The sequence below is a fragment of the Clostridium sp. LIBA-8553 genome (genome assembly GCF_057782465.1).
The window spans coordinates 313,309-326,391 of record NZ_CM173489.1 but is presented as its reverse complement, the minus strand read 5'-3'; the positions used below and the strand labels follow the sequence as shown (position 1 = coordinate 326,391).

At 27.8% G+C, this 13,083-nt stretch carries 8 protein-coding genes; 2 read left to right on the top strand and 6 right to left on the bottom strand.

From position 1 onward, the window contains the following. Positions 1-19 precede the first annotated feature (19 nt). On the top strand, positions 20-1,936 hold the full coding sequence (locus AC2JAQ_RS01345) for an FUSC family protein (protein ID WP_488457539.1): 1,917 nt from the start codon (positions 20-22) through the stop codon (positions 1,934-1,936). 188 nt (positions 1,937-2,124) lie between these two features. Here the strand turns inward: AC2JAQ_RS01345 and aspT are convergent, their stop codons facing one another. The 4 genes from aspT to AC2JAQ_RS01325 all read right to left on the bottom strand — a co-directional run bounded on the left by aspT (position 2,125) and on the right by AC2JAQ_RS01325 (position 8,565). Then, on the bottom strand, positions 2,125-3,789 hold the full coding sequence (gene aspT, locus AC2JAQ_RS01340) for an aspartate-alanine antiporter (RefSeq protein ID WP_488457538.1): 1,665 nt from the start codon (positions 3,787-3,789) through the stop codon (positions 2,125-2,127). 17 nt (positions 3,790-3,806) lie between these two features. Then, positions 3,807-5,393 (bottom strand): bifunctional aspartate transaminase/aspartate 4-decarboxylase, encoded by a 1,587-nt coding sequence (locus AC2JAQ_RS01335; RefSeq protein WP_488457537.1) that lies wholly within the window; start codon positions 5,391-5,393, stop codon positions 3,807-3,809. Positions 5,394-5,814: 421 nt separating this feature from the next. Further along, a complete protein-coding gene (locus AC2JAQ_RS01330; RefSeq protein WP_488457536.1) occupies positions 5,815-7,164 on the bottom strand; it encodes a TldD/PmbA family protein in 1,350 nt (449 codons plus the stop codon). A 15-nt stretch (positions 7,165-7,179) separates the two neighbouring features. Continuing rightward, the gene (locus AC2JAQ_RS01325; protein ID WP_488457535.1) at positions 7,180-8,565 is read right to left on the bottom strand and encodes a TldD/PmbA family protein; all 1,386 of its coding nucleotides are present in this window, start codon (positions 8,563-8,565) and stop codon (positions 7,180-7,182) included. 271 nt (positions 8,566-8,836) lie between these two features. Here AC2JAQ_RS01325 and AC2JAQ_RS01320 point away from each other — a divergent pair, with 271 nt between their 5' ends. Further along, on the top strand, positions 8,837-10,126 hold the full coding sequence (locus AC2JAQ_RS01320) for a DUF389 domain-containing protein (protein WP_488457534.1): 1,290 nt from the start codon (positions 8,837-8,839) through the stop codon (positions 10,124-10,126). Between the two features lie 129 nt (positions 10,127-10,255). On the opposite strand, the gene AC2JAQ_RS01315 is transcribed toward AC2JAQ_RS01320, so the two are convergent. Both AC2JAQ_RS01315 and AC2JAQ_RS01310 read right to left on the bottom strand, forming a co-directional pair. Then, the gene (locus AC2JAQ_RS01315) at positions 10,256-11,638 is read right to left on the bottom strand and encodes an APC family permease (RefSeq protein ID WP_488457533.1); all 1,383 of its coding nucleotides are present in this window, start codon (positions 11,636-11,638) and stop codon (positions 10,256-10,258) included. Positions 11,639-11,877: 239 nt separating this feature from the next. After that, on the bottom strand, positions 11,878-12,819 hold the full coding sequence (locus tag AC2JAQ_RS01310) for a DMT family transporter (protein WP_488457532.1): 942 nt from the start codon (positions 12,817-12,819) through the stop codon (positions 11,878-11,880). Positions 12,820-13,083 lie beyond the last annotated feature (264 nt).

Here is a 13,083-nt window from a genome sequence, read left to right as displayed (position 1 = left end):
ATGAAAGGATTGATTAAATATGAACAAAAAAGCCATAATATCAAACACAGTTATATTTGTGTTTATAGTTGCTTTTATCGTTGCTTTTAAAAGCATCTTCGGGAATGATAATACACTTATTGGAGTAACAACTGCAACAGCTATGCTTATGATGTTACAAAAAGATTTAACCTTATCTCCATTAAAAAATACATTATTATTAATTATATTAAATTTATTTATAGGTGTTGCTGCAACTTTAGCAAGCATGAACATGTGGTTAGGAATACCTATAAACTTCATAGCAATGTTCATTTTAAGCTATTCTTTATGCTACAACCTAAAAAATCCTATGTATTTGCCATTTTCTCTTCAATACTTATTTATATTAGTAAATCCAGTAACTCCTGATAAACTTCCAATGAGATTTATATCTTTAGTATCTGGAGCAGTAATAATAATGATAGTTCAATTAATCGCTAATAGAAATAATGTTCAGAAGAAAGGTAATAAACTACTAATTAAAACTTGTGATAATATGATAGAAAAAATCAAAAAATCAAGTTTAAATGAAAATACTATTTCAATAGATAATGATATAAGAAATAATTTAAATAGCTTTAGAACAATTATTTATAATAAACGTGAACAAAGTTTTTACTTAACTGAAGAAAGCAAGATTAAATTAAACATTTCTGTAGCTTTAGAAAAAACTTACTTACTATTAAATGAAATAGATTATTCTAAACATAAAGAATTAGTTTCAGTTTTAGAAAGTTATTTAACAGAAATAAAAGGTTTTTTAAGTGATGAAAGCTTAATAAATAATGATATTCTTAATAAAATTAAGAGCTACAAAGATGAATCTATAGAAAATTTAACTGTACTTAAAATTTTAAGCAATCTTGCCTTTATTTATGAAGAATTAGTTGAATTAAAAGAATTAGGTACTAAAAAATATAACTTAATAAATAAACTTGATGAAATTCCACACAATTTTAAAACAATATACATTATGCAATCTAACTTCAAGACAAAGTCAGCTAAATTTTCATATGCTATACGTATATCTATTGGTATATCATTAGCCGCATTTATAATGGATTACTTCCACTTAGCTGAAGGAAGATGGATTGTATTTACAATTTTATCTCTAGTGAATCCTATATATGAAGTATCAAAAACTAAAACTAAAGATAGAATTTTTGCTACAATAATTGGTGCAATAATCATTGAAATTCTTTTCTTTGTATTTAAGAGTGTTCTATCAAGAACCCTAATACTTATGTTAGCTGGATATATAAGTGGATTTATTAAAGATTATAAATATAACATGATTTGTGTAACCGTATCTGCAATAGGTGCTGCTTCACTTTTAGGAAATACAGTCTTTACTAGTAGAATGGTAATAAACAGATTATTATTCGTTGCTTTAGGAGCTATAATAGCAATAGCAATAAATAAATACATCTTACCTTATAACTTAGAAAAAGATACATCACTCTTAAGGAAAATGTATATTGGTATAGTAAAAGAAATGCTAACTACTCTTGAACAGGTATATACATATAAATCTAGTACAAAAATGAACAACTTATTCATAGTAACATCTTTTATTGAAGAAAGGCTTAAAGCAAACAACATTCAAGAAGATCATAATTTAACTCAACTTATAACTAATGAAAGAATGCTTGTTTGTAGTATTTATGAGTTATATATTCAATTATCTAACTATAGTTATGAAAATCAACATTTAAAAAATATATTTAAGAATTTAAAAGAAGAAAAATCTAATAAAAAATGTGAACTTAAATTAAAAGGCTATATTCATAACTCACATAGTCTTGAAGAAAAACTATTATTAAGTAATATAATAGAAATTTCAAATATCATAAATAGCTTAAAACTCAATTTGCTTAATAGATTTATCATAAAAAAAGACAAGCTTTTATATTAAGTGAATTATAATAATAAAATGAGATAATAAGAATTATAAAACGTCAAATTCTTAAATTATCAATAATCAAAAAAATCCAACAACTTGTGTTGTTGGATTTTTCAGTTATATATTTTAATATTTTTTTATTTATATCCTGATAATATAGTAAGTTTATTTTTGTTTTAAATTAATAAAAGCATAACCTTTTATTTAAACAATAAACCAATAGTAAGTGGTCCCATAATGGTTATTAATATATTACCTACAGCATAAGAAGGTGTGTAGCTTAAAGCAAATATACTACTTCCATTATCTTCAACAATGGCATTTAATGCAGCTGTTATTGTACCTGCCCCGCAAAGTGATCCAATTATATCTACAGGTTCTAATTTTAAAGCATATTTACCAAAGTATAGTGATAAAACATGTGGTATTAAAGATACTGCTATACCTATTAAAAGAACCACAACTCCCATAGATTTCAATGCTGGAATAAAGGCACTTCCTGCTTCTAATCCAACAACTGAGATAAATAAGTTTAACCCTACACTCTTTAAGAACCAACGTGTTGATGATGGTATTTCTCCAAAACGAGGATGTTTATTTTGATACCATCCAAATAATAAACCTGAGAATAAAGCACCTCCACCACTACCAAGAGTTAATGGAACGTTATGAATAGTTAATGCAAATGTTCCTATTATTACACCAACTATAATACCAAATGTTAAATAACTAACATCTGTTTCTGATCCTGTATCTTTTATATAACCAAATTCTTTAATTATACTTTCAATAGCATGTTCTGGTCCTATGATTTCTAGGAAATCACCATTTTTCATTTGAGTTTCATCTTCTAAAATCTTACCATTTCTATTAACTCCTAATAGCATTATATTGTTATTATATAATTCTTGTAGGTTTTTCAAGTTAAATTCTTTTGTAAGAACTATTTCTGATTTTTTCAATGATATATTTAAATATTTTTCGTCTGAAGTTTCTGTTAAGCCTGAACTAGCAGCTTGTAACATATCTGTAAGGTCGCCTATTAAAGTAACATAGTTTCCTGCTTGGATTTTAGTGTCTTGATTAAACTTAACATCATTGTCATTTTGAAAAATCTTTTCGAAAGTTATTTTATGTTTAAATTGTTTTTCAACATCTCCTATTGATTTTCCTATAAATGAGCAATTATTATTAACAAGAAAAGAACGCATTTTTACGTTTTTTAAAATAGCTGAGCTATTTGACGAATCACCCTTAAAGTTTATTTTTTCAATCATTCTCTTAGTTTCTTGTTTTAAGTTTACATGTAAGAGCATTGGCGCTATATTCTTTAAGAAAATAAGTATTCCAACGGTACCAAATATATAAGTTATAGCATATGCAATTGCAACTCTAGATTCCATTGCATTTTTTTGAGCTGATGAAATATCTAGAGAGTTTATTGCAGAGGCTGAAGTCCCTATGACCGCTGATTGAGTAAGTGAACCGGAAATTATTCCAGCTCCTTCCCCTGGTCCAATTTTAAATACTTTAAAGCATATTATAGCAACTGCGAATGCAACTACACTAAAAAATACTGAGTGTATTACAAGCTTAACTCCTGATTTCTTCAAACTATTTGCAAAAGCCGGTCCTACTTCATATCCTATTGTGAATATGAAAAAGCTAAAGAATATATTTTTCACTACTGGAGAAACATGAAATATTGCAAATTGTCCTAAAACAAGCCCAACAAGCAATGTTCCTACTGTTGACCCTAAACTAAATGACTTATATCTTAACTTACCTATCAAATATCCTAAAGCTAAACATAAAAAAATAGCTACGCTAGGATTTTTTTGCAAAAAATCAATTATAAACTTCAATTAAATCACCTTCTATATTAATTTTGTGATTTATATTTATCATAGTATTCAGAAAGTAGCTCTAAAACTTGTTTAGCTATTTTTTTGTATGCATCATCTGGTAAGTTAGCTTCGGATACACGTAATGTTCCAGGAGTCGCTCCAAAACCTACCCCTTCCATTAATACTACTCCATTCATTTCTGCTAAACGTAATAAGAAATCAATTGGTTCAAAATTCTCTTTTAAGTATTCTTTAAAGTTTTCATCATATAAATTACTTGCTAATTCATAAATATCTATTAATGAATAATATTTAGCATTTTCTCTAGTATTATCTTCTTTAACTCCTAAAGTAGTGAATAAATCATGATATCTTGCTCTTACTAAATTTTTAGCACTTTCAATATATGGATCTTTTCCTTCAGTAAGTAATGCACTTAAAGCAAATAAAGCCATTTGAATTTGTTGAGGAGTTGATAATCCTGAAGTATGATAAAGTCCTACTGAACGACTATCAGCAACAAGTCTATCAATAAATTTTAATTTTCTTGGTTCTAAAGTTACAAGACCATATCTAGCATCTAAATCATTTAATTTTTCTTCTGGTAATTTAGTTATTAAATCATCAAAAACGTTATTTTCATTAGCAGCTATTAATCCTAATCTCCAACCAGTTGCTCCATATAATTTAGAGAATGAATAAACTAATAATGTATTATAAGGTGCTACTGAATATATAGTTTTAAAATCTTCAACAAAAGTTCCATAAACATCATCAGTTATTATTATTAAATCTTTACGTTCTTTCACTATATTAGCTATATGGTTTAAAGCTTCTTCACTTAAAGCCTTAGATGCTGGATTTGAAGGATTTACAAAGAATAACGCCTTAATATCCTTATCTTCTAGCTTGTCTAATTCAGCAGAATCTATAATCCAATTATTTTCTTCTTTAGATCTTAAGTCAACTTCCACCATTTCATAATCTTTCAACTCTGGAATTTGTAAGTATGGTGTGAAAATAGGAGTATTTATAGCTATTTTATCTCCAGCTTTTATCAATCCATTTTCCTTTAATGAATTAAATATATAGCATATTGCAGCTGTTCCTCCTTCTGTTGGGAATATATTAGTTTCTTTAGCAAGCTTCACTCCGCTATAAAGCTCTTTTTCTAAGTACATATTTAAAATCTTTTCTGTATTTACTAAACACCTACTTGGAACTGGATAGTTATTACCTATTGCTCCATCTACAAATTCCTTAACTAATTCATCTTTATCCACATTTAAATTTTTAATACTATAATCTATAGCATCACATAAAAACTTATCAGCTTCATGACTACCATCTAAGAAGGCTATAAATCTTTCATATATACCATCTAATGCTGTATATCCTGCTAAGTTTCCATCCTTCATTGTTCTTCTTGATTCAAACACACCAAATTCTATTATTCTGCTTAGTGCTAGTCTTCCTTGGGTATTTATCCAGTTAGGATTTCCTCTTCCTGCATTTAAGAAAGCATTGTGCTTTTCATTGTTCTGAGCAAGTTTTAACATTTTGCTGCTAATTTCAAAAGCTCCTAAACCTTCTAATTTTTTTTCAAAATCTTTTGTTATCATGAATAATCACTCCTTATAGTAAATTATCCTAAAATATCTAATAGTTATATTCACTTTTTTTCGAATACATATATTAAATATCTCAGCTATGTATACATTAACACTTTCTTAACATTTTTAAAGGCTCACATTATACATTTTTAGCAAAAAACCTATGAAAACATTTTAAATATTATGTGCTTTTTTTCATTAAATTAAAATAAATAAACATTTTTCCCATTATAATCTAAATTTTTATATATTTTTTAGCATCCTAGCTAATCCTAAACTACTCTATAAAAAAATGATGTATCCCATTTGATACATCATTTTTAATTTGTTTTTTCACTTAAAATCTATTTTAAGTAATTATTGATTTTTAGCTAACTTTTTAGCCCTAGTTGAAAATAAACAGTAGTTTTAAATATCATCTTATTTAATACTATTCTCCAGCTACAGATATTTCTTTAATTACAAGGCTTGGACTACCATAACCTGATGTTACTCCACTTTCCCTTAAATCACTTCCCACTTCCTCAATATCTTTTAATAAAGTAAAGAAGTTTCCTGCAATAGTTATTTGTTTTATAGCCTTAGATAAAACTCCATTTTCTATCTTTATTCCTTGTGCTGCCAATGAAAAATCTCCAGTTACTGCATTAGCCCCTGAATGAAGTCCTTCTAAATCTATTATATATATTCCCTCTCCTACAAATTTTAAAAGTTCACTAAAGGATTTATCTCCTTCTTTTATATAAAAATTAGTTGGACTAGCTTTGACAGTTGCCTTAAATCCAGCTTTAAATCCATTACCTGTTGGTTCAACTTTTGCCTTATTTGCTGTTTTTAAACTGTGTAAAAATCCTTTGAAAATTCCATTTTCAATTACATTTTTAAATTTTGTTGGTACTCCCTCATCATCAAAAGAACAAGTTGAGATTCCACCTTCTAAAAAAGGATCATCAACAAGAGTAACCTTATCAGAAGCAATTTTCTCACCTATCTTATCTTTTAAAAGAGTCTTATTTTCTTGAGCTATATGTCCTAAGAAATTATCCTGCATAGTTCTAATCAAAGCTGCCATAACTTCTCCATCTATAATAACCCTATATTTACCAGATTTAATAGACGTTGCTCCTTTTTTTCTTAAAGTTTTATTTATTCCATCATCTATTAATTTATCTATATTTACATCGCTTAATTTAGTCGAAACACTTGAAGCCCCATCAACAATCATATTCTCTCCATCCTTAGCTATGGGATAAACAGATGCTTGAGCAATAGTTCCTTCTTCTCTTAGGTTTATTCCTTCCGAATTGACTATTATTCTTTCTACCTTAGAAGTATTGAAGCTTGTATATTCACTTTTTATTATTTCTGAATTTCTCCTTGAGGGTTCAAGATTTAATTTAATCGCATTTTCTATTTGCTGTGTTGGAGTCATTTTAGCAATACTTTCATCATATGAATTAACTTCAGTGTATTCTAATCCTCCTTCAAAAATAAATTCTTCATCATCGCTTTCAACTAATTCAGCACACTCTTTTGCTTTAAACACTAACATTTCAATTGATTCTTCATCTAATTTTTCAGTATAGGAATATCCCATTTTCCCATTATAAATTCCTCTAAATGAGGCTCCTATAGTAGTGCTCAGCCCATACCTTTCAACCTCTCCTTGAGATGAACTTACACTAAGAGAATCGCTTTTACCATAGTATAATTCATATTTTTCAAAGCCAACTTTCTTAGCTTTAATAAACAATTTTTCTTTAAAATCTTTAAATTCCATAATACTCAATACCTCCTATCTTCCACCAACTGTGATTTCTTTAACTCTTAGTAATGGTTGTCCTACATTAGTTGGAACTGATCCACTTAAGGACCCACAAACACCTTGTCCATGATCTAAATTTTTTCCAACCATATCTATATCCATTAATATATCGGCACCATTACCTATTAAACTAGCTCCTCTTACAGCTCTATCAATAACACCGTTTTTAATTAAATAACCTTCAAGTACATTAAAGTTAAAATCACCAGTTATAGGATTTACTGATCCTCCACCCATTTGTTTTGCATACAATCCATTTTCTATAGATTTTATGATTTCCTCATTATCATCTTCTCCATTTGCTATGAATGTATTTGTCATTCTTGAAGTAGGAGCATATTTATAAGACTCTCTTCTTCCACTTCCTGTAGAAGGCATTCCCATTCTTCTACTATTAAATTTATCAATCATATAAGATTTAAGTATTCCATTTTCTATTAAAACTTTTCTTTGAGTTGGATTACCCTCATCATCTATATTTAATGAACCCCATGCATTAGTTATTGTTCCATCATCAATTGCAGTAACCTTTGATGAAGCAATTTGAGAACCAAGTTTATTACAGAAAACAGAATTTCCTTTAGCCACTGAAGTAGCCTCAAGTGAATGTCCACAAGCTTCGTGGAATATAACTCCTCCAAATCCATTTTCAATAGCAACAGTCATTTTTCCTGCTGGACAATAATCTGCATGAAGCATTGTAACAGCAGTTCTAGCAGCCTCACTTCCTACATTCCCCAAATCTATTGTATCGAAAAATTCAAATCCCATAGATGCTCCAGGAGCTCTCATTCCTGACTGATTATCCACTCCATTTGAAGCTATTGCATTAACAGATATCCTTGATCTTATTCTTCTATCTTCAGTGAATAATCCCTCACTATTAGCTATTAAAACTTTTTGATCCTCATCTACCATTGAAACTGTAGCCTGAGCTATCTCTTCACTATAACCTTTTGCTCCATTATAAGCTTCTTTCATCTTTTCGATTTTCTTAGCTGCACTTATGGATGAAGGCACATATAAAATAGGATGAATATTAGTATTTATTCTCTCAACCAAGTTTAGATTGACTGTATGTCCATCTCTAACATCTCCTAAAGCTAATGCTGCTTTCTTAGCAGTATTAACTAGGCTTGTAATAGAATCATCATTGGTATATGCATATATGCACTTTAATCCTTTAAATATTCTTATACCAATTCCATAATCTTTTCCTGAAATAATATCCTTAATAGCCCCTGATGTTAAGACAATATTATTACTTAACTTTTCTTCTACAAAAACCTCTGCAAAGTCTCCTCCTGTACTAAGTGCTACAGAGAGAACTTTTTTAATCTTATCTTTACTTAACATAGAATCACTCCCCAATTTAATATAAATAATTATATTTACTAAAATCCTACTTAATTCTAAATATTTAATTCTATTTTAATTGTATAAACAATAAATTCCTATAATTAAAACAAATATTATTATTATAAAAAATTTACTATTCATTAGATTTTCTTTATTAATAGAAAATTATGTTATTTTTAAAGGAGATTTGAAATGTGACATATTATTCTAGTTATCTTAAAATATAGATTATTGAACTTATTAAAATTATATGAAAAGAGGAATTACTGTGAAGATTACTAAAGACAGCTTTTTTAATGACTTTAAAAAAGATCAAGCTACATATGATGAAATTCACGACAATATATTAGACGGTGTTAATATACATGGTGCTAATTTTATCATATTAATGTGTGCCATAATAATAGCTTCTGTTGGATTAAATATGAATGCTACAGCAGTAATTATAGGTGCAATGCTTATTTCTCCACTTATGGGACCAATAATAGCAATAGGATATTCTGTAGGGATTTATAATTTAAAACTTTTAAAAAAATCCTTATTTATTCTAATTATAGAAATACTTATAAGCGTAACTACTGCCACAATCTATTTTTCTTTTAGCCCTATATCTAGCGCTGGAAGTGAGATCTTATCAAGAACTTCACCCAATATCTGGGATGTAATAATAGCATTTGTTGGTGGAATTGCTGGCATCATAGGTATGACTCGTAAAAAACCTGGAAATATCCTACCTGGAGTTGCTATAGCTACTGCTTTAATGCCTCCTCTTTGTACTAGTGGATATGGACTAGCTACTAAAAATATTCATATTTTCTTAGGTGCAGGATATTTATTTTTTATAAACTCATTTTTTATAGCACTTTCAACTCTATTGGTTGTAAAATTTATGAGAATACCAACTAGAAATACACTCTCTGAGATCAAACAAAAAAAACTTAAGAAAATTATTATAGCTTCTACAATTTTAGTTACTATACCTAGTTTAATATCAGCCGCAACAATGGTTAATAGTTTTATGAATAATACTAATCTTAGTAACTTTATTAAAACTGAACTTCCTTCAGAATATATACTTAATAAAGAAATAAACACTAAGACTAAGACAATAGAATTAGTTATAGTAGGTAATACCATAGATAACACCGAAGAAGCTGAACTTCAAGAGAAATTAAAATACTATAATTTCAGTGGATATAAGCTTGTAATTCAACAATCAACTGATAATTTTCCTGAATTAAAAATGTATTTAAATAAGATAAAAGAACAGGATTCTGGATTCATAGGTGACTTAGAAATAAATAAAGGAAAAAATAATTCTAATAATACTAACAGTGTTACAGCCAATTTAAATTCAGTTACTTCATCTTTGCCTAGCAAATTTAATGATATAACTAAAGTTTATAGCGGAGTTTTAGATAATGAATTACCTGTATTTATTATAAATTACTCTAAGGATAGTATTGATAAAGATGCTATTAGTGCATACATATTATCCAATCCTAATTTAAAAAATGCTAAAATTTACTTTGAAAAAATAACACCTGCTAAAGAGTAGCAGAAATACTTTTAAAATATATTAATTAAAAGCTAAATATAAAGTAATTCTTTTTACAAAGTAAAAAACTGTATCAAAACTCTAATCAATTATAAAAAAATTAGTAAGTATTTTGATACAGTTTTCTATTTAATTAATATTGTTTGATTTAGCTAAAGAATGTTTTCTTCCATAAATTAAATAACTTATAATTAATAAAAATAAAACAACTATGAATATTTGCCATGTACTCTTTGATAAATTAGTCATTAGAAATAAACAACTAATAGCTCCCACTACTGGTATGAAAGGTACTAATGGTGTTTTGAAGCCTCTTTTTACATCAGGATATTTTTTTCTAAATGCTATTAAAGATATACAAACTAATGTATATGTTAATAGAAATGCTATATTTGCGAAATTTGCTAATTGACCCAAATTAAAAAATCCTGCTAAAAATGCCCCTATTATACCAACTGTCCATAAGGCAGTATAAGGAACTTCCTTTTTGTCAACTTTACTAAAGAATTTTGGTAATAATCCATCTCTACTCATAGCTAAAAGTATATGTGATGTTGTGAAATTTCCTGCAAATATTACAGCAAGAATCCCTATAACAGTTCCTAAAGATACTATAAAAGCAACTCCGTTTTCTCCTGCTAATTTCAAAGCATAAGATAATGCATCCCCAACATTTAAATTAGTATATGATGTTATTCCTGTTAAAACTAATGATACTGCTATATATATAACGGTACATATTACTAAAGAACTTATAAGTCCTAGAGGTAAAGATTTTTGAGGATTCTTTACTTCTTCAGCTGCTGATGCTGTAGCATCAAATCCACAATAAGCAAAAAATAATGATGCAGTTCCTGTAACAACTCCCTTAACTCCAAAAGGTGTAAAAGGATGCCAGTTACTAGGATTTACATGGAAAACTCCAACTCCAACAAATAAAGCTATAACAGCAATTTTTATAAATACCATAACATCATTTACTTTTTTACTCTCCTTAGTTCCTAGTGATATTATAAAAACTATAAATAAAATTGATATCATTGCTGGTAAATTTACGATTCCACCTTCACTTGGAATAGCTGTAATTGTTTTGGGTAACTTTATTCCTAAAGTATCCAATAAACTTAAAAGATATGCCCCCCATCCCGATGCAACTGTAGCTGTAGATAAAGTATATCCTATAACAATACATAATCCTGATATATAAGCAATAATTTCACCTAAAGAAACATAGGTAAATGAATAAGAACCTCCTGCACTTGGAATGCTTGAACTAAACTCAGCATAACATAAAACTATTATGGCGGCAGCTATTCCCCCTCCGATAAAAGCTACTGACGTGGCAGGTCCAGATTGCTTTGCGGCAACAATCCCTGTTAAAACCATAACACCTGTACCAATTACAGATCCAACACTCATTAAAGTCAAATCTAAGGTACTAAGCGTTCTTTCTTTATTTTCATTTGCTTCGCTAAGTATTTTTTTTAAACTTTGCTTTCTAAAAATCTCCATAGATTAATCACCCTTTTAAATTATTAATTTTAAATGATATTACTTATCGTAAAATTCTAATATTTTTAATAAGTTTATTAAAAACACTTCTTATACACTATATGTTAACACTTTATTCATCATTATGAAACAATTTTAATTACCTAAAAAAAGGTTGTATCCAAATCAGATACAACCTAATTAATAATTTATAATATTTATTTTAAGTCAGGGATTTTTAAAATTTATATTATAACTTATCAGCTTATTACTTTAGACTTCCTAGATTTAAATCTTAGTATATTACTTAGTCTTTCTCTATCTATATTTAACTCTAATATTATTGCAGCTATTATTATTAATACAGCACCTAATATTTGTTTGCTATTTAAAACTTCTCCAAATATAAAGAAAGCAAATATACTTGATAATACTGGTTCCATAGAAGCTAATATACTAGTAACACTAGCATCTATATATTCTGTTGATTTTATATAAAAGGTATTAGAAATAAATGTACTTAAAATACCTATAGATAATATATTTAATATGACTATACCTATGTTAGGCGATTTTGCAATTATAATAAATGACTCTTTAAAATTTGTAAATAAACTTATAAATATACTTGCAAATATATAGCCATAAACAAGCAATGTATCTTTTTTATAAGCACTAAAAAACTTAGGAAATATTATCTGAAAGGCAAACAAAAATCCTGTACCTAATCCAGCAGATATTCCCATTATACTCATATTAAAATGCCCTAAAGACATATTTGATACCATTATACATCCTACTAAAGTTAATACTATAACCAAAGCCTTTTTTAAATTAAATTTTTCACTAAAGAATAACACTCCAAATATTGTTACCCATATTGAATTTGTAAACATCAATACAGTTGCAACAGATATAGGTATATATTCCACAGATAAATTGTATCCAATAAAACATAATGCAAAAGTTCCTATACCGTATAAAGCTGAAATACCTAAGCCTTTAATATCTATTTTTAAAACTTCTCTATTTGTTAACATTACCCAAATAAAAAAGCAAATAGCTGATAAAAAACTTCTACTAAAAGCTATAAACATTGTTCCTAGGCCAGCTTCATACAAAGTTCTACTGCTTATCCCCATTATGCCCCAAAAAAATGTTGCTATTAAAACTAAACTTATTCCTTTCTCCTTACTACTCATAATAATTCCTCATCTTCTAAGTTTTCGGTACAATTTATATTATATACTTATTAATAAATTTTAAAAGTTCCAAAAATGACATTTTTATTTTATTAACTTTCATTTCCTGCCCTATTGTATCAATTTGGTTGCTATATCTTACATTTCCTCTAATTAGCTTATATTCTTATTTCATCCCCAATTTAAAAACTTATTTTAATTTTAAAAGTTGTCAGTTTAAAGATGTTTTTGAAAGCTTTATTTCAAAAATATGCAAATATAAAT

Coding starts and splice junctions, on each gene's coding strand:
- AC2JAQ_RS01325 (WP_488457535.1), bottom strand. CDS start 8,565: ATGTTAAGTAAAGATAAGATTAAAAAAGTTCTCTCTGTAGCACTTAGT.
- AC2JAQ_RS01330 (WP_488457536.1), bottom strand. CDS start 7,164: ATGGAATTTAAAGATTTTAAAGAAAAATTGTTTATTAAAGCTAAGAAA.
- AC2JAQ_RS01335 (WP_488457537.1), bottom strand. CDS start 5,393: ATGATAACAAAAGATTTTGAAAAAAAATTAGAAGGTTTAGGAGCTTTT.
- AC2JAQ_RS01345 (WP_488457539.1), top strand. CDS start 20: ATGAACAAAAAAGCCATAATATCAAACACAGTTATATTTGTGTTTATA.
- AC2JAQ_RS01310 (WP_488457532.1), bottom strand. CDS start 12,819: ATGAGTAGTAAGGAGAAAGGAATAAGTTTAGTTTTAATAGCAACATTT.
- AC2JAQ_RS01315 (WP_488457533.1), bottom strand. CDS start 11,638: ATGGAGATTTTTAGAAAGCAAAGTTTAAAAAAAATACTTAGCGAAGCA.